Origin of the sequence: Amycolatopsis pigmentata (genome assembly GCF_042684065.1) — a bacterium.
In the GTDB taxonomy this organism is placed as follows: Bacteria; Actinomycetota; Actinomycetes; order Mycobacteriales; family Pseudonocardiaceae; genus Amycolatopsis_E; species Amycolatopsis_E pigmentata.
The window spans coordinates 297,624-319,183 of sequence record NZ_JBHUKR010000017.1 but is presented as its reverse complement, the minus strand read 5'-3'; the positions used below and the strand labels follow the sequence as shown (position 1 = coordinate 319,183).

Here is a 21,560-nt window from a genome sequence, read left to right as displayed (position 1 = left end):
GCTCAGCCACTACAAAAGACGCGGATACCCACTCACCTAAGTGCCGTTGCAGTATTAGGGAGGAACCGATGTCAGGAGTCAAGCCGCGCCCGCGGGTGCTGGTGGTCGAGGACGACGAAAATATCCGCCTCGCGGTGAGCGTGGAACTGTCGGCCAACGGGCTCGACGTGACTTCCGCGAGGAGCCTCGGCGAGACCGGGCAGGCGCTGGGCTCCGGGCGGTTCGACTGTGTCGTGTTCGACCGGATGCTGCCCGACGGTGACGCCGTGGACTTCGTGCAGCAGCAACGAAACACGGGCTGGCCGGTGCCCGTGCTGTTCCTCACCGCGCGAGACTCCGTCGCCGACCGGATCTCCGGTTTCGAGCACGGCGGCGACGACTATTTGGTGAAGCCGTTCGCCATGGCCGAGCTGACCGCGCGCGTGCTCGTGCTCTGCCGCGGCTCCGGCAAGGGCAGACCGGTGGTGCTGCGGCACGCCGGCCTCGAAATGGACTGTGCGCGCAGGCAGGTCCGACGCGGCGGCGTGCTGCTCATCTTGAGTGACAAGGAGTTCGCCGTACTGGAGGTCTTGCTCGCGCGCCCCGGGCACGCGGTGTCAAGGGCACAACTTCGCGAGCACTGCTGGGATTCGAGCGTCGAACCACTGTCCAATGTGGTCGATACGGTGGTACTGCGGTTGCGCCGCAAGCTCGGCTCGCCGGAGCTGATCCACGCCGTCCGCGGAGTCGGCTACCGACTGGCCTGACCATCGCTCGGGTACTGAACGCGATGACGCCTTGCTCACGACCGCGCGTGAACGGCCCAGGTCAGGATTGTTGCCGCAGTACGCTGCGGATCGCGTCCCGGGTTCGGTCCATGACCGCGGTGGGCGGGCCGAGTATCACGTTCGCGGCCGCACTTTCCACGCCGGGGTGTGGATGGGTGGGTGCGATCGCTTCGGCTGCGCGTACGGTGTCCGCCATCGCGCGCAGGCGGTTTTCGTCGACGGTCTTGCGTAGGAGCGGAAACTCCTCTCGTTCCTCGTGTTCGGCGTGTGCCAGGACGTCGTCGCGCAGTTCCCGGAGCAGTGTGTCGAATCCTTCGGCATCCGGTCCGATCTTATCCAAAGTGGACAGCAACTCCTTGGCGTGGTGTTCTTCTTTGATGCGTGCGTTCGCCACCCGTTTGCCGCCCTGCCGGCGGTGCACTTCCGGGTGGACGAGTTCTTCCTCCGCGGTCTCGTGCACCGAGAGCAGCTTGACCAGGTCCTGGAAGGCTTTCACCCGCCGGTCGCCTTTGGCGGTCCTCAGCTTGGCGAACAGGCGACGAATCTCTTCGTGCTGGCGTTCGAGCAGCGTGACTACGTCGATCTTCTGGGCCATGGCGGCTCCGTTCCTTCGCTACGCGGTCCTTGAGTACCTCCTCCGTATACCCGGCGAGCGGTTGCCTTTCACCTGTAGACAGGTCGTCTTTTGCAGGTGAGGTCCGGGGGCGGTCTCGACGCGCTCGAGCCCGGTGCGGCGAGTACGACACTGGACGTGCGGTGACGGTGGCGCCGTGTTCTCAGAGTCGGGATCAGGGCGTGCGCCGAAGGGTGTGGTCGTGGATCCGGTGGTCGCGCAAGGGGCCGGGGGACAGCCCCTGGGCACGGATGCGACGAATGAGGTGGGGAAGTGCGCCGAGAGTCGCGGACCGGTCGCATGGGCTGCCGGGTGGCGCGGCATCGTGAAGGAGCACGGTGACGCCACCGCGAAGGCCGGGTTCAAGGGTGGCGAGGATGGTTTCGGGGGTCGCGCCGGTGATCCAGTCCCGGGCCCAGAGGGTCCACAGGATCGGGCGCAGGCCGAGTTGGGTGGCGGCGAGCAGGGCATCGGTGGTGAGCACTCCGTAGGGCGGCCGGAACCAGGTCGGTGGTGTGCCGGCGACCTGGGTGACGAGGTCGGCGGCCCGGGCCAGGTCGTCACGCACGGCGCGGCGGGTCCGGCCGAGGAGGTAGCGGTGGCACCATCCGTGCACGGCGATTTCGTGGCCGGCCCGGGCGACTGCCCGGCCCACTTCGCGGTGCCGGGCGAGGTGTTCGCCGACCATGAAAAAGGTGGCGTGGACGTTGCTGGCGGCCAGTTCGGTGAGGAAGGCGGGGGTCGACTCGGGCGAGGGTCCGTCGTCGAAGGTGATGGCCACCTTTCCGGGGTCGCCGCGTCCGGCCAGCGAGGGTGCCCACCGTCGGATGCCGGGCAGCCAGGTGGCGGCCGGCGCGAGATGGCAGAGGGCAGGCAGGCTCATGGCCAGAGCCGTGCCGGTCAGCAGCCCGCGTTTCGTCATCGTTGCCGCTCCGGCACTTCAGCGCCGTCCTGCCCGGTCGTGGCGCTGGACAGTGGGGATCGGGCCAGCAGCACGCTGCCGGTCACCAGCATCCCGCCGCCGAGCACGGTGGGGAAAAGCCACCATCCGGCGCGCAGCGATTCGTCGAACAGCAGGACTCCGAACAGGATGCTGGTGAGTGGCTCACAGGTGGTGATCGCCGGCTGGGCGGCGGCCAGGGGGCCGGATTGCAGCGCGTTCTGCGTGAGGAACACCGCGGCGATCCCGGTCACGACCATGGCGTAGAGCTGCCAGGACTCCAGGACGGCAAGCAGTCCCTGGGGCAGCCGGTTCAGCGCGCCCTTCATCAAGGCCGCGGTGAAGCCGAACGCCAGGCCGGACACCGAGCCGAACAGGGCCGCCCGCAGACCTCCGCGCGCGGCGAGTCCGGCCGTTATCAGTGCCCCGCCGAGCAGGAGACTGATCGCGCAGGCCCAGACCCACGGCCATATCGTGGCCGGTTCGTGGCCGCCACGCGGTCGGGTGGAGGTGATGAGGAGGGCGAGGCCGCCGGAGAGGGCGAGCATGCCGGACAGGGCGGGCCAGCCGACCCGCCGGTGGAACACGCGGGCGCCGATGAGCAGCGTGATCGGCAGTTCGACCGCGATGACCGGCTGGACCAGCGCGAGGCCGGCCAGGCTCAGCGCCGTCGCCTGAAGCAGGAACCCGCCGATCATGCCGCCTATCCCGGCGTACCATCCGGGCTGCCGCATGAGGTGTTTCATCAACATCAGCCGCATCGTGTCCCGTTCCGGGGCCCGCCGGGCCGCCCGGGACTGCATCACGGTGCCGGTCGCGTTGCTCAGCGCCGCACCCAGCGCGCACAGGACGGCGACAATCATGGTTCACCCTAGGACGGGCAGCTTCGATGACGCTTCTTGAAGCCTCCCCCTGGTGAGGCGTCGGCCAGCACGGCAGACCGGGTCACCAGCACGCAACCGGCCACCGCGGCCGCCAGTGCCGCCGCCTGCAGCGCCAGCAGCGGAGCGCCGGAGCGTACGGGATCCCCGGACACCGTCACGCCGAAGGCGACGCCGATCGCCGGTTCGGCCAGCGTAATCACCGGGAGTGAATGCCGCAGAGGCGCCGCTTCGAAGGCGCTTTGTGCCAGTAGCAGCCCGACCACCGCGACGGACACGATCGCGTAGGGCGTCCACGTGGTCAGCAGGGCGAGGGGATTGCGGGTCAGCAGCAGCACTCCTCGCCGGGTGAACCCGTCCTGCAAGCCGTACAGCATGCCCGCGGCGGCGGCCAGCCCGACCGCCCGGCGGGCCCCGGCCATCCGGCGCACAACGGCCACCACGATCGCGCTCACCACCACCACGACACCGGTGAACAGCCACAGCCGGTCCCGGTGGGCACCGTGGCCCGGCTGCGGAGCGGCCGCGACGACGAACACCGTCACCCCGGCCGCGAGGGCGAGAGCGCCGAGCCACTCGCTCCGCCGCAACGCCTGCCCCGACATGACGCTGGCCAGCCCGAGCGCTACCAGCACGTTCATGGTCAGCAGGGGCTCGACCACGGTGATGCCGGCCTGGCCGAGGGCTATCGCGCCGAGTATCTGGCCGCAGATCATGGCCGCGATTCCGGCCAGCCACCGCCCTTGGCCGATCAGGTCGCGGAACAGCCGCCAGGACAAGGTGTCCTCCTCGGGGGCCCTCTCGGCGACCTGCTGTTGGAGGACGAAACCGACACCCAGCAACAGCGCGGCACCCAGGGCAGCCCAGATCGCCATGTCAGCCTCCGGCGGCCGGGGACAGCGGCACACCCTGGTCGGTCAGCCACCCGGCGAGGACCTCTGCCGGATCGGCCCGGAACACCTCCGCCGCCCGGCGGCACTGCCGCTCCCGTAACGGGCCGGGCGTGCACAAGGCGGCCACCGCGGACGACAGGGACGGATGGCCATCGGTGACCAGACCCGCCCGGATCAGCGCCTTCACCCCGGCCCGGCCATGCCCGGGCAGCGGGTCGTAGCCGACCACGGGCAGGCCCGCGGCGAACGCCTCGGCACAGGTGGTGCCCCCCGCGTTGTCCACCAGGACACTGGCCCCGGCGAAGAGTACCGACAGGTCGTCACGCCAGCCCAGGGCGAGACACCCCTGCGCTCCGTCGAGTTTCCGCCGCAGGCGTTCGTTGCGGCCGCACAACACCACCGGCCGCACCGACGGGACCAGGGACAGTTGCGTGGCGGCGCGCGTCAGGGCCCCCATTCCCCACGCACCCCCGGAGATGAGCACCGCGTGCTCCCCGGGCTCCAGCCGCAACCGTTGCCGCCCCGCCGCCCCGACCTCCGCGCCGTAGCCCGGTCCGTCCATCCTGAACTGCGGGCCGATGACCGGACCCGGCGCCAGCGACGGCTTGCCGGTCGCCCGGCGGCTGTCCTCGGCGACCCACGGATAAGGGCAGACGAGCAGGTCGGTCGCCGGATGATTCCACAGCACGTGCGCGGCGGGCTCGGTGATCACCACCACGCTCGGGACCCGCAACCGGTTTTGTTGCCGCAACATCCCCACGGCCTGCCCGGCCAGGTGGAAGGTGGACACCACCGCGCATGGCGCGCAGTCGGCCACCACGCGCCGTAACCGGCGGGCGGCCAGCCGCGCCAGCGGTGACGTGTCCGGTTGCCAGTGCGGTCTCGGTGCGAAAAAAGCTCGGAAGACGCCCTCATACAGCCAGGGCGCGCGACGCAGCGTCGCGCCGTAGCCCTCGCGCAGCGCCGCGCCGAGGTGCCACGGAAGGATCTCCAGCAGGTCGACCATCCGTGTCCGCACCCGCCCCGACATGCGCCGGGCGAGTTCGTCGGCCACCTGAGTATGCCCCGAACCCATACTCGCCGTGATCAGCAGCAGGGGCCCCGGGCCGGTCGGCCCCATATCGGTCATCATCACGACGCTCCCCGCGATTCCTGATCGCGCCGCACACGCGGTCGACGATCACACCACATACGCATCCCGCCCAAACTCCCCGCGCCGCTTCCTCTTCCGGTCGCATGGTCCTCGGATACCATCGCCAAAGCGGTCTAATCGCGACAACGGCAGCACGACACGTTCGGCGCGCAACCACCCGCACGCGTCCCGGACACGCGGGCGCGACGGGCGGTAACGCCGAGTACTAAGCCGGCGGCCGGGTGAACTCGTTGCGCAGATCCTGGATCAGGCCATCCGAGTCCACCGTCGCGTGCTCCACTCCGGCGACGGTGATGAGACCGTTTCCCGTGGTCCGGGCCGCGCACACCCATTCCGCCCGCACCGTACCGTCCTCGAGAACGGTCGTGTTCCAGTAATGCTTGGATTCGACGATGCCGGCGAAGTGGGCGCGATAGAAGGTGGTGACGGCTTCTTTTCCGTGCGCCGGTTCCGGGCCGATCAGGACGGTCGCGTCCGAAGCGAACAACCCCAGCAACTCGGCCAGCGCCGAGCTTTCCCGCACCGCTCGGTCGGAAAGGCCGATATAGCGGTCGAGCACCGTTTCCGCCGGTTCCACCATGAATGTTCCCTCCACAATGCGGATCCTGCCCCGAGGCCGGTCCTTCCGGCAGGGCAGGATCGGCGAAAGACGAATACGGTAAATCTCGGTCGGGCTTCTCAGTGGCTTTTCGCCCCGAGGGCGGCACCGGCTCGTTCGAGGAGTTCGGGGTCGCCCAGGGTCGCCGGGTGCCGCAGCATGTAGGAGACGTCGTTGAACACGCGTGCGACAGTTCCGTCGATCAGCGTCGCGGCCACCACCCGTCCCAGTGCTGCACGCTGTTGCCGCACGGGCTCCGGCACCTCGACACCGTTCGCGGCGTCGAGGCGGCCGGCGTCGCCTCCGGCGGACACCGCCCATGCCGCGTCCACGACCATGTGCTCCAGATTGAAGAAGTCCCGGGCCACACCATCGAAATCGGCGCTGCCGGTGAGGTAGGAGGACAGGCAGGAAGCGTGCAGCGTCGCGGAACTCATGCCCTGGCCGTACACGGGGTTGAACGACGCCACGGCGTCCCCGACGCTGACCAGGCGTGCCGGAAAGCGGCGTAGGCCGGTGAAGTGACGCCTCCTGCTCTCGGCTGCGGTCCGGGCGCACACTCCTGGACGTGCTGACACGGACCGATCTCCCGCCTCGCTACCGGATCCTCGCGATGTTCGCCGTGCGGCCGTGGCCGGACGGCACCGTCGGGGGATGCCCGTTCCTCCGCGCCGCTGCCGAGTACCCGGACCCCGCCGACCGCGTGCACGTCTTCGCGCGCGAGCAGAAACTCGTCATGCTCGCCTTGTGACCGGCCTCGTGGACGAACTCGGCGTCCAGGAGCCGGAGTCACTTGCCGAACAACTCGTCACCCTCGCCGACGGCGCCGCCAGCCGCGCGATGGTGCTCAACGATCCCGACTACGGCCACCACGCCCGCACAGCCGCCGAGACCCTCCTCGACCACGCACCCCGCCGACCGGACGCTCTCGGAATCCCCGACGCCGACCGCCCGCCCGGGTCGCGCCCATGACGTCACGCGGGTCTGCCTGCGTCCTTTAGCGGGTGGCTGTCGGGTTTCACGGGCCCGGTGGGGTTCCTTTCGCTGGTCGTAGGGGCGGGTTGTGGCTGGTCAACCTGGTTCAGGCGGGCCGGCGCGGTGGTGGTCAACTCTCGTGTGCGCGCTCGGGCGGTTCGTGGTTTGCCGGTGAGCGATGACTTTTGGAGTCGTCTGGGGTCTTGTCTACGAGATGTTGTTGGTCGATATGCCCGTTGGGCGATGAAGGGACCTCTGATGGAGATCATCAATCTGGGTGAGGCGGATGGGTTGCCGCCGGTGGATTGGACCACCGTTACCGACAAACTCGATGCGGGGTCGGCACCGGCTCCTGACTCGTTGAACTCCCGCACGACTTGGCTGTCCACCGTCAATGAGGATGGCAGTCCGCATGTGACTCCGGTGGGTGCCCTGTGGCTGGATGGCACCTTCTGGTTCCAAACAGGCGCGGGAACAAGGAAGGCTCGCAATGTGGCGCGGGATCCCCGGTGTTCGATCGCGGTGTCGATCCGGGACGCGGACGTGGTATTCGAGGGTGACGCCAAGCGTGTGACCGATGCGGGCGCGCTGGCGCGTGTTGCGAAGGGGTGGGCGGACAACGGCTGGCCGGCCGAGCCCGATGACAGCGGGCAGGGCATCACGGCCCCGTTCAACGCGCCGGCGCAGGGGCCTCCGCCGTGGAATGTGTATCGCCTTGAGCCCCGCTCGGCGATCGTGACGTTGTCGATGGAGCCTGGTGGCCTGGCGCGCGTCCGGTTCTGACGCAGGAGAGGTTGTGAGGTGAACAGTCGGGCCATCGGGACTGCGTCGCGATCGGTTCGGTCAGAAGCCGGCAGTCAGTTGGTCCGAGTTGAGCACGTTCTCGCCGTAGATTTCGTGGAGCCAGGTGGCCTGGTAGATGGTGTCGAGGTAGCGCTCGCCGAGGTCCGGGGCGATGGCGACCGCGGTGGGCGCACTCGCGTCGTGCTCTTCCAGCCAGCGCATCGCGCCGCTGACGACGGTGCCGGTGGATCCGCCGAAGAGGAATCCGCTGCGGGCCAGCCGATGGCAGGTGCGGATGGTGTCGGTTTCCTCGACGTGGATCACCTCGGTCACGAGGGATTCGTCGAGCAGGGGTGGGCGGACGCTGGTGCCCAGGCCGGGAATCATCCGGCGGCCGGGCGTGCCGCCGAAGGTCGCCGAACCGGTGCTGTCGACGGCGACGATTGTCACCGGCCGGTGACATTGCCGGAAGTACCGTGCGCACCCCATCAGGGTGCCGGTGGTGCCCGCCCCGACGAACAGCACGTCAAGCGCCGGGAAATGATGGGCGATCGTCGGCGCTGTCGTGCGGTAATGAGCCCGCCAATTGCCCGCGTTGATGTATTGGTCGAGCCAGACATAGCGTTCATCGGAAGCGCACAGTGCGCGGACGTAGCGAATGCGCGCGCCGAGGAGATCATCGTCGGCGTCCGGCTTGGCGATGACGTGCACGCGGCTGCCCAGCGCTTCCATCAAGCGCCTGGCCGCGAGGGTGCAGCGGGAGTCGGTGACACACAGGAACCCGTAGCCCTTGCTCGCCGCGAGCATGCTCAGCGCCACGCCGAGGTTGCCGGAGGAGGATTCGACCAGGATCGACCAACCCGGTGTCAGCAGTCCGTCGCGTTCCGCGGCTTCCACCATTTCGGTCGCGGCTTTCAGTTTGATCGAGCCGGCGAAGTTGAAGCCCTCGCACTTGAGAAAGAGCGAGTGCCCGACGACCGGCTGGAGGTCGACGTAGAGTCCTTCCTCGTTGAACTCGTGGGGAACGGATATGACCGGCACGGGTGCCCTCCTCGTGCGCGGGGATGCTGATCAGTAGGACCCGGTGCTGCCGCTGGGCACGGTGATCGTGACGTCCATCCCCGCGTCCTTGTGCCCGTCCACCGGGCAGTAAATCTCGTAGTTGCCCGGTTGCAGCGAGACGCCCACATCACCGGACTGGCCCGGATCCAGCGTGCCGGACAATGTTTTGTCGTCCACGCCAGGGCCGTTGATCTCGAGCGAGTGGACCGTGTGGCCCGCGTTGACCGCATGGAAGGTGTAGGCGCCGGGACGGAAATTCTGGGAGGACAACGCGATCCGGAAGTCGCTGAGGGTCGCGGTCACCACCGTCCCGGCCGGCTGGTTCACCGAGGGTGGGCTGGGGCTCGTCGGCCCGGGCGCGCCACCACCGCCACACGCGGTGGCTACGCCTGCCACGGCGATCACGCCGATCGGCAAAGCACCCACGGCGGCGCGGGCGATTTTGGTGATAGACACACCTTCCTCCCAACCTTTGTGGGCCTCCTTACCTCTGGATTACGAATTCAAGCCCGCGCGGGATTGCGGTAATCTGACAGTGATACGGGCAGGAAGGACCCTTACGGGCGCCGGTCGCGCAATCCCGGTGGCCGGGTCGCACGTAGTAGGAATGTGGGCAGGATCGGTATCCCGGTCGAGCGCCTTCCCGACGAGACGCTGCTGGCCGGCCTCGCCACCGGTGAGGCCGCGATCGCCATCGCGTTCGTCCGCCGATTTCAGCGCCCGGTCTATGGCGTGGCGATCGCCGTACTGGGCGACAGCCAGCTGGCCGAGGATGTCGCGCAGCTGACTTTCGAGCGGGCCTGGCGGCACGCCGATGTCTACGACGCCCGCCGTGGTTCGGTGCGCGCCTGGCTGACCACGATCGCGCACAATCTGGCCATCGACGTGGTGCGTGCCCGCCAGCCGACCCCGCTCGACCCGGGCGATCTCGTCGCGCAGTTCGCGGCCTTGGTGGAGGGTCCCGAGCGGCTGGCCCTGGCGCACGAGGACGCCGCGGCGCTGCGGACCGGCCTGACCGCGTTGCCCATCCCACAGGCTCGCGCGGTGGTCATGGCCGGCATCTACGGGATGACCGCCGAACAGATCGCGGTCACCGAACATATCCCGCTGGGCACCGCGAAAACCCGTATCCGGACGGCGATGCGCAAGCTGCGGGCCGTCCTGCAGTCCGAGTGAGCCGGCCATGACCGAGATGAACTGCGACCAGCTCCACGAACTCGGCCCGGAACTCGCCCTGGGCCTCGTCGCCGGTTCGGCGCGGGCCGCCGCGCTGGCGCACCTCAACCGGTGCGCCGCCTGCCGTGAGGACATCGCGGAGCTGACCGCGGTCGGCGACGCCCTGCTGGCGCTGGTGCCCGGTGCCGAACCCCCGTCCGGATTCGAAAGCCGAGTGCTGGCACGCCTACCCCGGCCCGCCGGCCGTGCGAAGCGCCGCCGCTGGACCGCCGCGATCGCCGCCGGGACGGCTGCCGTGGTGTTCGGTACCGGAGGCTGGCTGCTCGGCGCTGTCACCACCGCCTCCCCGCCGGTTCCGGCGGCGCCCGCCGCGCCCGCCGCCACGGCGCTGCTCACCGCCGACCTCATCGCCGGAAACCATCCGGTCGGACAGATGTGGGTCCATCCCGGCCAATCCCCGTGGATTTACGTCTCGGTCGACACCGAGATGACCGACCGCACGGTGATGGTCGACTGTCAGCTCATCCGCCGCGACGGCACCACCGTCGACGTCGGCACCTTCGACATCGTGCGCGGATACGGACAGTGGGCCACTCCGATCCCTGTCGACCCCGCTCAACTTCGCGGGGCACAACTTCTTTCCGCACAGAGCATCGTCCTTGCCACCGCGACCTTCCCGGCATGAGGAGCCGGTGATTGGCTCCCCGCCGTGACGAACGCCCACGGGGTGGCGGGGTGCGCGGTGGCCTGGGCGGGTTTGGCTGTCAATGGCCGGTTTGTTCTGGCTTGGTGTATTAGCCGTTGGCTATCGGACGGGCGTTATAAGATTCACCCGAATGGATCGTATCTGGTTGTCGATCAACTGTTCCTATTGATGGCCGGTTTCGTTGTGGACGGTTGTCTTTGGCACCTGTTCGGTTTGCCGGCGCAGGCGGAAAGCCAGGTATGCGCACCGAGGGGGACCGTTGGGCGTTGCCGATCGTCTGGAGTTTCGGCTGCTGGGGCCGGTGGAGGTCTGGCGCGGACCGGAGCGGCTGGTGATTTCCAGCCGGCACCAGCGTTCCGTGGTGGCCGCACTGGCACTGCGTCCGGGGCGCGTGGTGTCCGTCAGCGCACTCGTCGACGCGGTGTGGGAAGAGGAATCGCCGCCGTCAGCGCGCCGTCAGGTGATCAAGCTCGTGTCCAGGCTCCGTGGCGTGCTCGGTGACGCGATCACCACCAGATCAAGCGACTACGTCCTGAATGTCGAGCCGGACCAGGTCGACGTTGGTGTTTTCGAATCGTCGGTGGCCCGTGCCCGGCAACTCTCGGCCACCGACCCGGTGGGCGCGGCCGCAGCGGTACGGGAGGCCCTTCGGCTGTGGCGCGGGCCCGCGCTGAGCGGTGTCACGCCGGGACTCGCGGTGCAGGCGACGCGGTTGGAGGAGAGCCGCCTCGCTGCGCTGGAGGACGGTGTCGACTGGGAACTGGCCGTCGGCGGGCACGCTGCCCTGGTGGCTGAGTTGACCGTACTGGTCACCGAGCATCCGCTGCGGGAACGGCTGGTCGGCCAGCTCATGCTGGCCCTGAATCGGTCGGGACGCACCACCGACGCACTGGAGGTGTATCGGCGCACCCACGAGCGGTTGGCCGAGGACCTCGCGCTGGCACCTGGTGTGGAGCTGCAACAGTTGCAGGTGGCGATTTTGCGCGACGATGTCACCCTCGCCGCACCGGTCTCACCTCCAGCACCAGCCCCGCGGTCGAGCGTCGCGGTACCACGGCAGCTGCCTTGTGCGGTGGCGGCCTTCACCGGGCGGGCATCCCAGCTGGAAGAACTCACCGGTTTGCTGGACCGGAAGGACACGGTGGTGATCTCGGCGATCAACGGCACCGCGGGCGTGGGTAAGACGGCCCTCGCCGTGCACTGGTCGCACCGGGTCGCGGACCGATTTCCCGACGGGCAGCTCTACGTGAACCTCCGGGGTTTCGACCCCAGTGGTCAGCCGGTCCAGCCGGCCGAAGCGATCCGGGGTTTCCTCGACGCGCTCGGAGTACCAGCCCCACGGATACCGGCCGGTCTGGCGGAGCAGGCAGCGCTCTACCGATCCCAGCTGGCCGGCCGGCGGATCCTGGTGGTGCTGGACAATGCCCGCGACACCGGCCAGATCCGGCCGCTGCTGCCAGGCTCTGCCCGGTGCCTGACCGTCATCACCAGCCGCGACCACCTCGGCGGCCTGATCGTCAGCGAGGGAGCGCACGCCGTCCCCCTGGACCTGATGACCACCGCCGAAGCCCATGACCTGCTGGCCAGAAGGCTGGGCCCGGAGCGGTTGGCCGCCGAACCGCACGCCGTCAGTGACCTGATCGAGTTGTGCGCCCATCTGCCACTGGCGCTGAGTATCGTCGCCGCGCGAGCCACCCTCACCCCGGTTCTGTCGCTGACCGAGCTGTCCAGACAACTCCGAGACGTCCGCGATCGGCTACACGCCCTGGACATCGGTGACACCAGCGTCAACCTCAGTGCCGTGTTCTCCTGGTCCTACCGGACACTGAGCACCGCGGCAGCACGAATGTTCCGGTTGCTGAGCCTGCACCCGGGCCCGGAGATATCGGTGCCTGCCGCCGCCAGCCTCACCGGAACCGACCGCGATCGGGCCCACGCGGCCCTGTCCGAGCTGACCAGAGCGCAGTTGCTCACCGAACCCAGCGCCGGCCGATTCGCCTACCACGACCTACTTCGGGCGTATTCGGCTGAAACGGCACAGCAGGAAGAGCACGAGCAGGCGCGCCACGAGGCCATGCACCGCATGCTCGACCACTACGTCCATACCGCGCACGCCGCGACGCTGTTGCTCAACCCACCCAACGACCGGCTGCCCCTGACCGCACCCGAGCCGGAGGCCCACGTCGAAGAGTTCACCGATGAAGAACAGGCATGGCAATGGTTTACGACCGAGCGCCCGGTGTTTCCGGCCGCGATCGACCGCGCCACCGACGCCGGCTTCGACACCCACGCCTGGCAAATCGCCTGGAGCGTGGCCAATTTCTGCATCCGCGCCGGTCACTGGACACAGATGGTCACCACCCAACTCGTCGCGATCGGCGCGGCTGAACGCGCGGACGATCCACACGGACTGGCGTCGTCCCTGCGTGAACTGGGCCGGGCGTATATCCGGCTTGGTCGCTATCCGGACGCGCAGGCCAGCTTGCACCGCGCACTCGACCTGGACGAGCGGCTTGGCGACCTGATCGGCCAGGCACGCAGTTACAACAACCTCGGCATCGTGTCTTACGCGCAGGGTGCTCACCCCGAGGCGCTGGAGCACGGCAAGGCCGCCTACGCGTTGTTCCACAAGGCGGGCCACCAAGCGGGTGAGGCGGAGGCGTTGAACGCGATCGGTTGGATGCAGACCCAGTTGGGCCGGCACGCCGATGCGCTGCGCTCCTGCACCCGGGCGCTCGAACTGCACCGAGCGGTCGGCAGCAGGCACGGCGAGGCCGACACCTGGGACAGCCTCGGCTACGCCCACCACAACCTCGGCGAGCACCAGCAGGCTGCCGACTGTTACCAGACCGCACTGGACCTGTATCAGAAGTTGGGCAGTCGCCATCCGCAGGCGGACACGCTCATCCGCCTCGGCGACACCTACCACGACGCCGGCGACTTCCACGCCGCACAACGCTGTTGGCAGCGGGCCCTGCCCATCCTCGACGACCTGCGCCACCCCGATGCCGACATCCTCCGCGCTCGACTGGCCGAGCACCCACCGGCCCCATAAGCACACGGACCAGACAGGACGAGCGGTGTCCTGGTGCGGACACCGCTCGTTCGAGGAACTGTCTGTTCCGCGCGTAGACGCTAATTGAATTGGTGTGAGGCGTTGTTGTTGATCAGGGTGGCGTCGAGGTTGCCTGCCTGGCCGGGCTGGAAGGTTTCGTAATATCCGGTGAAACCGCTGTTGTAGAAAACCTTGACCGGCCTGCTGGAGCGGTTCCACACCGACTCCGCGTTGTTCTTGATGCACTGACCTTGGCCGGGGCCCGGCCCTTTGAAGTCGTAGCAGCTCGGCTCGACCGTTCCGTAGTTGCTGACCGATACGGTGAAGTCGGAGACTGATCCGAACTGGTCTAGTCCCCAGTAGTAGCAGAACTCGCCGGGGTCGCAGACGCCATCCCTGGCCGCCGCGGGCGACTCCGCGGCATCCGCCGGGAGCACGCTCGCCATGCCGAACAAGCCGGCGGCGATTCCGACGGCCACGGTTGTCAATCTGATTCTACGCATTGTGATAAATCCTTTCACCCCAGTGTCGAGCCGATTCGATGAAGTCGGCTGACCACAGCCTGACCGGCCCCGGTACCACCCCGGTACCCGGACGGTTCCCTCCGGCACTCGAGTCCTACAAACCCGCCTTACCGCGGAAAAAGCATTGAAGCCTTCGAGATCACCTTCAACGGACGCCTGTCCACCGGACGCCAATAAAGCGAGGTCAACACTTACACCGAAAAGTTGAACGGAGAAAGTCCCGATGAGGTCGCGTGCTGGGATTTCCGCGGTCACCGTTGCCCGGCCGCGGAAGGTGAGCGGCACGGGCGAGTCCTCCGGCGACGGCATCCACCCCAAGCGTCCGGCCCTCGCCCCCGTGGAAGGCTGACGCGGCGGTGGTCGCGGAAGGTCACTTCAAGGTTTTCAGGCTTGCAACGCCGAATACAGCAGGAACGAATCCGCCTTGACCAAGGCGCGATCGCAGGCCGCGGGATTCCTGCGAAGAAATTCCGGCAGCCGCACGGCCAGGTAGGCCCTGGATACCGGAATTGCGGTGCTACGAGAATGATCGTGATCTCAGGCCCTTCGGCCAAGCGCTTGAGTCGCGGTGGGCCGGTTCAGGGCTGGTTCACTCGTCGAGCGCGATGCGCTGGAGTAGCTCGCTGAGGAGCAGGCGCTCGCCGCTGGTCAGGCATTTCACGTCGGACAGGGAGGCGTGGAGCGTGATCGCGGCGGTCGTGTTGCGCTCCGGTGCGGCGTCGGTGGTGATGGCGTTGATGACCGCCTCGCAGGCGTCTTTCGACAGGCGCAGGTCTCGCTGCTCCTCCGGCATGGAGATCAGGGCCAGGACCACCCCGCAACTGGTGGCGTAGACAAGGTCGGTGGCCTGCTTCTCGGTGACCTTGAGGCGGCCGGCGACCGCCAACTGGTGCGAGATCTTTTCGAGGAGGTGGTACGTCTTCTGAATGACCGGGGACACGAAGCCCGGCCGAAGGGAACTGTAGGTCAGCGAGAACAGCATCGAGTTTTCGAGGCCGAACCGGGTGAGGAACGCCCAGCCTTCCCGCATGCTCTCTACCGGGTCGGGATGGTGGCTACGCTTGAGCTTCTCGTTGTAGGCCAGCTCGTAGCCGTGTTCGACGACCGCGTCCAGCAGGCCCCGCTTGTCGCCGAAAAGGCGGTAGAGGGTGGGTGCCTGAATCCCTGCCGCGTCGGTGACGGCTCTGGTGGTCACCGCGTCCTGGCCGCCGTCTCGGAGCAGCTTGAGGGCTACTTCGATGACGGTGGCCCGGACGTCTCGCCGGGCATCCCCTGGCGCTTGCTTCATCGCACTTCCCTCGTCTCGGCCCCCTCTCCCTGAGAGTAGCGTCGCTACGCTCGACATGCTAGCTTTGGTTTTATCAACGCTATAGCTAACGTGTTAGTAGCGCTAGGCTCGGGTTCGGCTCACTCACACCCGCCGGGGCGCGACGACCTGTGACCAGTCCGGGCTTGGTCCGGACCACCGGCGGATCAACCAACCAGGCAGAAAGAAGCAAAACATGACCATCCTGATCACCGGTGGAACCGGACGCATCGGCCCCCGTCTGCTGCCCCGCATCTTGGACTCGGGCGATGACTGCCGTGCCCTCGTCCGCTCCGGCAAGACAGTTCCGACTGGCGTCACCGCTGTCGAGGGCGATCTGCTCGACCCCGAATCCCTCCCGCAGGCCGTCAAGGGCGTCTCGGCCGTCGTTCATCTCGCCGCTGTGCTGCGCGCGGAGAACGACGAGGATGTCCACCGGGTCAACGTCGACGGCACGCGCAACCTCGTCAATGCGGTGCGGGAACACGCCCCCGATGCGCGATTCATCATGGCCGGCACCACTCGCGTCTACGACGCAGACCTGCCTAGGCCTGCCCGCGAGGACGACCCGGTCGGCGCGCAGGATGCCTACCCTGCCAGCAAAATCATCGCCGAGCGGGTCCTGCGCGAGAGTGGACTGACCTGGAGCGTCCTGCGCTTCGCGCTCGTCTACGGCGACGGCGACGGCCACTTGCAGGCCGCGCCGCGGGTGCTGGCCTCTTGGAAGTGGCACCCCGCCCAGGCCATGAGCCTCCTTCACCACCGCGATATCGCCACCGGTGTGCGGCTCGCCTTGACGGGCGCGCTGGACGGCCACATCGTGAACCTTGTCGACGACGCGCCCGCCTCGGCCTACGAGATCTCCCGTCTCGTCGGCGCCGACTTCCCGGAGTCCGCCGAACCCCTGACCAACCCCTGGAGCGGCCGCGCGGACGGGTCCCTCGCCCGGCAACTCGGTTTCGTGCCGGTCGTCCGCAGCATGTACCAGGCCGCCGCCGAGGGCGCGCTGTAACGGATTTTCTTCAACGCTGTCCCAGAAAGGCGATCCAATGCCCGACCTCACGTTGGAGTGCTTGATCGACGGTCAACGGTATTCGGCTGAGCAACTTGAAAGGCTGGAATACGACCGTCACGTGCATGTGCTCCGTGAGATGAAGCGCCTCGGCGCGGAAATCAGACACAACGGAAACACCCTGTCCGACGATGACATCAACCTACTCAGTCCGGAAGACGCGCGCGAGGTGAGTATCGCTACGCGTCGATCCTACGATTTCGACGGTATCCGGGGTCTCTTCAAGGCGCAGTTGCAGGCCTCTGACCAGCTGTGGAAGGACGCGAACGACGCACCTGCGGGGGCTCCGATCCGGATTGCCCGTGCCGACTTGACGATCACCGGGGTACCGTTCGACAAATTCCGCCAGGGGTCGGATTTCGACGCTTTGCGGCAGACTTACCCGGCGCTGCACCCGGACCATTATTTTGCCTACGTGGACGGCGGTGGCCGGCTTCTCGTAATGGAGACGTTCGGAATGTACGGTGGCCCGACGGAGGTGCACACCGTACCTGATCTCGATGTCGCGGCTCCTGTTGAGCGCGACGCCGGCTATCCGGTCCTGACCGCGGGTTACGCGAGGTTGGCGAGCGACGACGGTACGGATATCAATGCTGTCGCCTTCCATCAATTCAAGCCGTTGGATCAGGGTGTTTCCGTCAAACTTTGCGCCGCATTTCCGCCGAATATGCCGCAGGTGATCGTCGACGGGCACAAGGTGCATATGGCCATCGAGTTCTGGGAGTCGGCCAAACTCGCGGCCCGCTGACACCGCGGCGAGCGTCCAGCCAAGCCCCCGGTCATCCCTTCCCCGTCAAGGGCTGACCGGGGGCCGTGAGCCTTGTGCCGGACGATGCCCGCGATCCCATTCCGGCTACGTGCGTCGTGACAGAAAGAAACCCGGCCGGCGATGTGCCGGACCGGGCAGGTGGAAAACGCGATCGATTCAGACGGTCTTGCGTGTCGCCAGGAAGTTGACGATCGCGCCCGCGACGGACACCGCGGCGATGATCAGGCCGAGGAAGAGGCCGAATCCCGCGCCCGCGTCGAGACCGGTGCCGAGACCGGTGCCCACGCCGCTGCTGGGCAGGGTGATCCAGCGCAGCAGGATGATCAGCAGGGCGGCGCCGGAGGCGGCCAGCCAGATCAGCGGGGCGTTCGGCACCTGCTTGCCGAAGTGGGGTGCGAGCACCACTGCGGCGCAGGCGATCAGGAGCAGCACGGGCCCCCAGCCGCCGATGCCCACACCCCAGGCGGTCACGCTGCTGCTGATGATCCCGGCGTCGAACGAGAACCAGGGCAGAAAGCTCGCGATGAACGCCAGAATTCCCGCGCCGATCGCGGTCCATTCCAGCTTCGTGACCTGCTTCAGGTCGAATTTGTCCACGAAATCCAGCCTTTCTGTGAAAGATCGACAGACCGTTTTGGGTGGTTGCAGTGTGGCAGAGCCCGGATCTTCGGGACGCGGAATCGGAAAAGTCGAGTGCTTTTGTGATGTGCCGCTCGTGGTAGTAACGGCCGCGTTTTCCGTCTTATCCGGCCAACTGGTGAGTGCCTTTCCGTCATGCTGCGAAAAGCGATCGCGCGCGTACGGACGGTGCTGCGCGGGGTTGCCCGCAACCGGCTTGGTCCAGGTGCTCGGTGTTGTCCCATTTGACGACTGACGAAGGACGGGTTACCGTCGGATTTATACCCCCCGGGGTATCCAGGACGGATTGGGAGGCCCTGTGTTCTTCGCCCAGTACTACCTCGACTGCCTGTCGCAGGCGTCGTATCTGATCGCGGACGAGTCCACCGGAAAGGCGGTGGTCGTCGACCCTCGGCGTGACGTCTCGGAGTACGTGGCCGACGCCGACGCGCGCGGTTTCACGATCGTGGGTGTCATCAACACGCACTTCCACGCCGATTTCCTGGCCGGTCACCTGGAACTGGCGGACCGCGCCGGGGCGTGGATCGGCTACGGGCGGCGTGCCGAGGCCGAGTACCCGATCCGGAAGCTCGCCGAGGGTGAGCGCGTCAGTCTGGGCGAGGTCACGCTCGAGATCATGGAGACCCCGGGTCATACGCCGGAGTCGGTCAGTGTGCTGGTCTACGAGCACGCCGACGACGAGGTCGCTTATGGCGTGCTGACCGGGGACGCGCTGTTCATCGGCGATGTGGGGCGGCCCGACCTGCTGGCCTCCGTCGGTGTGACGGCCGACGAACTGGCTCGCGAACTCTACGACAGCGTCCAGCGGAAGCTGATGTCGCTGCCGGACGCGGTGCGTGTGTTCCCCGCGCACGGTGCGGGTTCCGCGTGCGGCAAGAACCTGTCGACGGAGCGGTCGTCGACGATCGGCATGCAACGCCTCACCAACTACGCGTGCAAGCCGATGAGCGAAGAGGAGTTCGTCGCGGTCGTCACGGCCGGGCAGGCGGTCGCGCCCGGATACTTCGCCTACGACGCCACGCTCAACCGCAAGGACCACGACCTGTTCGACCCGGCGACGGCCCGGCCACTGGCCGTGGACGAGGTGCTGGCCCGGCGGGCGGCCGGGGCGGTGCTGGTGGACGGCCGCGACCCGCAGGAGTTCGCCGCGGGGCACCTGCGCGGTGCGGTGAACGTTCCCGCCGATGGGCGCTTCGCGGAGCAGGCGGGCACGGTGATCCGGCCCGGACAGGAGGTCGTCGTCATCGCGCCGGCAGGCCGGGAGAACGAACTCGTCACCCGGCTCGCGCGGATCGGGTTCGACCGGGTCACCGGGTACCTCGCCGATGCCGAGGCGAGGCTGCCCGAACTGGCCGGCGAAATGGTTCAGGCCAGTCGTGTCACCGCCGATCAGCTCCGGGATGCTCTGGGCGGGGAGCGGCCACCGGTCGTCGTCGATGTGCGCAACGCCGCGGAACGGGAGGAAGGCGGCATCGAGGGTTCGCTGCACATCCCGTTGGCACAACTGCTCGACCGGATCGGCGAAATCCCGGCCGAGCGGCCCGTGGTCCTGCACTGCGCCGGTGGGTTGCGGTCCTCCATCGCCGCCAGCCTGCTCCGGCACGCGGGCCGGGACGACGTGTCCGACCTGCTCGGCGGATACGGCGCATGGCTCCTGTCGTCCGAAGCCGCCACGCGGCACTGACGGTTGTCCCTTCCTTCGTTTTCCTTTGCGAGGCAGTCATTTCCACCACCGAACCGTCGTTGGGACGGACCCACAACCTGATTCCCGCCGTTCTGCGCGAGCTCGTGGCGGCCGAGAACGGTCCCCGGCTGCTGGACGTCCGGACCCCGGGCGAGTTCCGCACCGCCCACATTCCCGGCTCGTACAACGTGCCGCTCGACACCCTGCGCGAGCACCGCGCGGAACTGCTGCATCACCTCGACGAGGAGGTCGTGCTGATCTGCCGCTCCGGCAACCGGGCCGGCCAGGCGAAGCAGGCCCTCGCGGAGGCCGGCCTGCCGAACCTGCGCGTGCTCGAAGGCGGCATGCTCGCCTGGGAATCCGCCCAGTACCCGGTCGTGCGCGGCAAGCCACGATGGGACCTCGAACGTCAGGTACGGCTGGTGGCGGGGTCGATCGTGCTGGTGAGCGGCCTGGCCGGCTTGGCGGTTCCCGGTGCGTATCTGGTCGGCACCGCCGTCGGCGCCGGACTCGCCTTCGCCGCGGTCAGCAACACCTGCGCGATGGGCATGCTGCTGTCCAAACTGCCCTACAACAAAGGCCCGAAAACCGACGTCAAAACGGTGCTCGCGGCGTTGGCCGGGTAGCGGCTCGTCCGGTCGTCATGTGCGTGTTCGCCTGAGCCGTTTGTCGGCGGCCACGACGAGGCCGGCGGCCACGGCGGCGGCCAGGATACGCAGCCACACGTCCGCGCCGATGGGTGCGGTTTGGAAGATCGTGTTCATCGGGGGCAGATACGCCCCGTCCTCACCCGCTTCTTCGGCGGTTTTCCCCGGCCCGTCCCGGCTCGACCACGCGGGTTCATCGATCACGACCGCGCGGCGTGATGTGGATCGGGTCTGTGCGCCCGTCAGGGTTGCTCCTGCATGGCGATGAACTGCCCGTGCCAGGTGTGGTACCAGACCGCTCCGTTCTGGCCGTTGACCGAGAGCATGCCGACTATCCGGTCGTCGTGCTGGGTGTGGAGGGTGTAGTAGCCGGGAAAGGCCGTGGCGTCGGCCGCGTGGAGACCCGGCTGGTTGCCCCGCAACCATTGGTCGGCGATTCGTTGTGCTTGCTCCGGCGCGATGGCGGCGGGCGCGGGCTGGTTGGCGGGCATCATGCCGTAGCGGGTGTTCCACATCATCGCCGGACCTTCCTCGACCCGGACATCACCGCTTTGCGGGTCGACGAGGACTTCGGTCGCGCCGTGGCCTGACGGGTCGAGGAGTTCGACGTAATAGCCGTTGCTGAACTGCATGACCTCACCGACGTGCAAACCCTGGGCGGCGGCGAAGCGCTGGGCGGCCGCCGCCGCTTCCGGCATGGTCCGGACCGGTCCCGTTCCGGGCACCCCCTAGGTTCCTGCCCTGTTGTCCGAACCGCGATCGGGCCCGGGCATCATCGGTCCGCCGTTGTCCGGGCCGTACCCGTTGCCCGCCGTCGGGGACGCGGCACCGAGTGACACTCCCACGATGGAGGCGGCGAGCAACCCCGCTGCGGCGATCAGAACGGCGAGTGGCAGCCAACGGTTGCGCGGTTCGGTCGTCGTGCTCGCCGGTGCCGGGCCGGGTTCGCGCACGCTCGCCGCGAATTCCTCGGCACTGATCTCGCCGCGGGCAAACCTTCGGCGGAGATCCTCTTGGGCCCGCTCCCTCGCGGCGCCGTCGCGCCGGGCGCGGGTGTGTCGGAACACCGCCCAGATGATCAACGCGATGAGCCCGATCCAGATCACGGGCATCACGAACATCCACACGGACCCCGTGCCATACATCATCGCCGACCGCTCCTTGGTAGCAGGTTTGTTTTCACCTTCACCACGGAGGAGGTGACCGGCCAAGGGACCTTGGCCCCGCGCGAGGGGTGCCCAGGTCACTCATTCCCCTGAGCCGGCCGGTTACGATTCGCCGGCCGGGTGCGGAATTCCGTGCGGTGTGGCCGGTCGG

General features: G+C 67.9%; 27 protein-coding genes. 12 read left to right on the top strand and 15 right to left on the bottom strand.

The features are described 5' to 3' along the window. Nucleotides 1-68: 68 nt before the first annotated feature. Nucleotides 69-746, top strand: a complete 678-nt coding sequence (locus ACFSXZ_RS28950; protein WP_378268390.1) for a response regulator transcription factor — start codon at nt 69-71, stop codon at nt 744-746. Between the two features lie 61 nt (nt 747-807). On the opposite strand, the gene ACFSXZ_RS28945 is transcribed toward ACFSXZ_RS28950, so the two are convergent. The 7 genes from ACFSXZ_RS28945 to ACFSXZ_RS28915 all read right to left on the bottom strand — a co-directional run bounded on the left by ACFSXZ_RS28945 (nt 808) and on the right by ACFSXZ_RS28915 (nt 6,423). Beyond that, nucleotides 808-1,362, bottom strand: coding sequence for a hemerythrin domain-containing protein (locus tag ACFSXZ_RS28945; protein WP_378268389.1), 555 nt, complete (start codon nt 1,360-1,362; stop codon nt 808-810). Nucleotides 1,363-1,555: 193 nt separating this feature from the next. Continuing rightward, nucleotides 1,556-2,302: a polysaccharide deacetylase family protein gene (locus ACFSXZ_RS28940; RefSeq protein ID WP_378268388.1), complete on the bottom strand. Its 747-nt coding sequence runs from the start codon at nt 2,300-2,302 to the stop codon at nt 1,556-1,558. After that, entirely contained in the window at nt 2,299-3,183 is an 885-nt protein-coding gene (locus tag ACFSXZ_RS28935) for a DMT family transporter (protein WP_378268387.1), read from the bottom strand. The genes ACFSXZ_RS28940 and ACFSXZ_RS28935 overlap by 4 nt, the downstream gene beginning before the upstream one ends. Before the next feature lie 8 nt (nt 3,184-3,191). Next, complete coding sequence (locus ACFSXZ_RS28930) at nt 3,192-4,076, bottom strand: DMT family transporter (RefSeq protein ID WP_378268386.1); 885 nt, start codon at nt 4,074-4,076, stop codon at nt 3,192-3,194. Nucleotide 4,077: 1 nt separating this feature from the next. After that, on the bottom strand, nt 4,078-5,226 hold the full coding sequence (locus ACFSXZ_RS28925) for an MGDG synthase family glycosyltransferase (protein ID WP_378268385.1): 1,149 nt from the start codon (nt 5,224-5,226) through the stop codon (nt 4,078-4,080). 226 nt (nt 5,227-5,452) lie between these two features. Continuing rightward, nucleotides 5,453-5,827 (bottom strand): nuclear transport factor 2 family protein, encoded by a 375-nt coding sequence (locus ACFSXZ_RS28920; protein WP_378268384.1) that lies wholly within the window; start codon nt 5,825-5,827, stop codon nt 5,453-5,455. Between the two features lie 98 nt (nt 5,828-5,925). Further along, a complete protein-coding gene (locus ACFSXZ_RS28915; RefSeq protein WP_378268383.1) occupies nt 5,926-6,423 on the bottom strand; it encodes a hypothetical protein in 498 nt (165 codons plus the stop codon). Between ACFSXZ_RS28915 and ACFSXZ_RS28910 the strand changes: the two genes are divergently transcribed. From ACFSXZ_RS28910 to ACFSXZ_RS28900, 3 genes are all read left to right on the top strand, one after another. Then, nucleotides 6,414-6,596 carry a hypothetical protein gene (locus ACFSXZ_RS28910; protein WP_378268382.1) on the top strand — a complete coding sequence of 61 codons (183 nt, stop codon included), beginning with the start codon at nt 6,414-6,416 and terminating at the stop codon, nt 6,594-6,596. The two genes, ACFSXZ_RS28915 and ACFSXZ_RS28910, sit on opposite strands and share 10 nt — an antisense overlap. Beyond that, nucleotides 6,593-6,817: a hypothetical protein gene (locus ACFSXZ_RS28905; protein ID WP_378268381.1), complete on the top strand. Its 225-nt coding sequence runs from the start codon at nt 6,593-6,595 to the stop codon at nt 6,815-6,817. Before ACFSXZ_RS28910 ends, ACFSXZ_RS28905 begins: the two co-directional genes overlap by 4 nt. Nucleotides 6,818-7,078: 261 nt before the next feature. Beyond that, nucleotides 7,079-7,603 carry a pyridoxamine 5'-phosphate oxidase family protein gene (locus ACFSXZ_RS28900; RefSeq protein ID WP_378268380.1) on the top strand — a complete coding sequence of 175 codons (525 nt, stop codon included), beginning with the start codon at nt 7,079-7,081 and terminating at the stop codon, nt 7,601-7,603. 60 nt (nt 7,604-7,663) lie between these two features. On the opposite strand, the gene sbnA is transcribed toward ACFSXZ_RS28900, so the two are convergent. Then, nucleotides 7,664-8,644 (bottom strand): 2,3-diaminopropionate biosynthesis protein SbnA, encoded by a 981-nt coding sequence (sbnA, locus tag ACFSXZ_RS28895; protein ID WP_378268379.1) that lies wholly within the window; start codon nt 8,642-8,644, stop codon nt 7,664-7,666. Nucleotides 8,645-8,674: 30 nt separating this feature from the next. Continuing rightward, nucleotides 8,675-9,121, bottom strand: coding sequence for a hypothetical protein (locus ACFSXZ_RS28890; RefSeq protein ID WP_378268378.1), 447 nt, complete (start codon nt 9,119-9,121; stop codon nt 8,675-8,677). A gap of 153 nt (nt 9,122-9,274) precedes the next feature. Here ACFSXZ_RS28890 and ACFSXZ_RS28885 point away from each other — a divergent pair, with 153 nt between their 5' ends. The 3 genes from ACFSXZ_RS28885 to ACFSXZ_RS28875 all read left to right on the top strand — a co-directional run bounded on the left by ACFSXZ_RS28885 (nt 9,275) and on the right by ACFSXZ_RS28875 (nt 13,602). After that, on the top strand, nt 9,275-9,841 hold the full coding sequence (locus tag ACFSXZ_RS28885; protein ID WP_378268377.1) for an RNA polymerase sigma factor: 567 nt from the start codon (nt 9,275-9,277) through the stop codon (nt 9,839-9,841). Nucleotides 9,842-9,848: 7 nt separating this feature from the next. After that, nucleotides 9,849-10,526: an anti-sigma factor family protein gene (locus ACFSXZ_RS28880; RefSeq protein WP_378268376.1), complete on the top strand. Its 678-nt coding sequence runs from the start codon at nt 9,849-9,851 to the stop codon at nt 10,524-10,526. Between the two features lie 280 nt (nt 10,527-10,806). Beyond that, nucleotides 10,807-13,602, top strand: a complete 2,796-nt coding sequence (locus ACFSXZ_RS28875; RefSeq protein WP_378268375.1) for an AfsR/SARP family transcriptional regulator — start codon at nt 10,807-10,809, stop codon at nt 13,600-13,602. An 80-nt stretch (nt 13,603-13,682) separates the two neighbouring features. On the opposite strand, the gene ACFSXZ_RS28870 is transcribed toward ACFSXZ_RS28875, so the two are convergent. Continuing rightward, complete coding sequence (locus tag ACFSXZ_RS28870) at nt 13,683-14,081, bottom strand: peptidase inhibitor family I36 protein (RefSeq protein WP_378268374.1); 399 nt, start codon at nt 14,079-14,081, stop codon at nt 13,683-13,685. Nucleotides 14,082-14,349: 268 nt separating this feature from the next. Between ACFSXZ_RS28870 and ACFSXZ_RS28865 the strand changes: the two genes are divergently transcribed. Beyond that, nucleotides 14,350-14,475, top strand: a complete 126-nt coding sequence (locus tag ACFSXZ_RS28865) for a hypothetical protein (RefSeq protein WP_378268373.1) — start codon at nt 14,350-14,352, stop codon at nt 14,473-14,475. 240 nt (nt 14,476-14,715) lie between these two features. Here ACFSXZ_RS28865 and ACFSXZ_RS28860 read toward each other — a convergent pair whose 3' ends face one another. Further along, complete coding sequence (locus ACFSXZ_RS28860; RefSeq protein ID WP_378268372.1) at nt 14,716-15,414, bottom strand: TetR/AcrR family transcriptional regulator; 699 nt, start codon at nt 15,412-15,414, stop codon at nt 14,716-14,718. Nucleotides 15,415-15,628: 214 nt separating this feature from the next. Between ACFSXZ_RS28860 and ACFSXZ_RS28855 the strand changes: the two genes are divergently transcribed. Next, the gene (locus tag ACFSXZ_RS28855; RefSeq protein ID WP_378268371.1) at nt 15,629-16,444 is read left to right on the top strand and encodes an NAD-dependent epimerase/dehydratase family protein; all 816 of its coding nucleotides are present in this window, start codon (nt 15,629-15,631) and stop codon (nt 16,442-16,444) included. Nucleotides 16,445-16,481: 37 nt separating this feature from the next. Beyond that, nucleotides 16,482-17,252, top strand: coding sequence for a hypothetical protein (locus ACFSXZ_RS28850; RefSeq protein ID WP_378268370.1), 771 nt, complete (start codon nt 16,482-16,484; stop codon nt 17,250-17,252). A gap of 177 nt (nt 17,253-17,429) precedes the next feature. On the opposite strand, the gene ACFSXZ_RS28845 is transcribed toward ACFSXZ_RS28850, so the two are convergent. Beyond that, nucleotides 17,430-17,870: a hypothetical protein gene (locus ACFSXZ_RS28845; protein WP_378268369.1), complete on the bottom strand. Its 441-nt coding sequence runs from the start codon at nt 17,868-17,870 to the stop codon at nt 17,430-17,432. Between the two features lie 340 nt (nt 17,871-18,210). On the opposite strand from ACFSXZ_RS28845, the gene ACFSXZ_RS28840 reads away from it, so the two are divergent. Continuing rightward, nucleotides 18,211-19,596, top strand: coding sequence for an MBL fold metallo-hydrolase (locus ACFSXZ_RS28840; RefSeq protein ID WP_378268368.1), 1,386 nt, complete (start codon nt 18,211-18,213; stop codon nt 19,594-19,596). Nucleotides 19,597-19,655: 59 nt separating this feature from the next. Then, complete coding sequence (locus tag ACFSXZ_RS28835) at nt 19,656-20,222, top strand: rhodanese-like domain-containing protein (RefSeq protein ID WP_378268367.1); 567 nt, start codon at nt 19,656-19,658, stop codon at nt 20,220-20,222. Nucleotides 20,223-20,237: 15 nt separating this feature from the next. Here ACFSXZ_RS28835 and ACFSXZ_RS28830 read toward each other — a convergent pair whose 3' ends face one another. From ACFSXZ_RS28830 to ACFSXZ_RS28820, 3 genes are read right to left on the bottom strand one after another with little or no spacing between them, the layout of a single operon-like run. Beyond that, entirely contained in the window at nt 20,238-20,447 is a 210-nt protein-coding gene (locus ACFSXZ_RS28830) for a hypothetical protein (protein ID WP_378268366.1), read from the bottom strand. Between the two features lie 38 nt (nt 20,448-20,485). Beyond that, nucleotides 20,486-20,968, bottom strand: a complete 483-nt coding sequence (locus tag ACFSXZ_RS28825; RefSeq protein ID WP_378268365.1) for a hypothetical protein — start codon at nt 20,966-20,968, stop codon at nt 20,486-20,488. Between the two features lie 3 nt (nt 20,969-20,971). Continuing rightward, nucleotides 20,972-21,391 carry an SHOCT domain-containing protein gene (locus ACFSXZ_RS28820; RefSeq protein ID WP_378268364.1) on the bottom strand — a complete coding sequence of 140 codons (420 nt, stop codon included), beginning with the start codon at nt 21,389-21,391 and terminating at the stop codon, nt 20,972-20,974. Nucleotides 21,392-21,560: the final 169 nt, after the last annotated feature.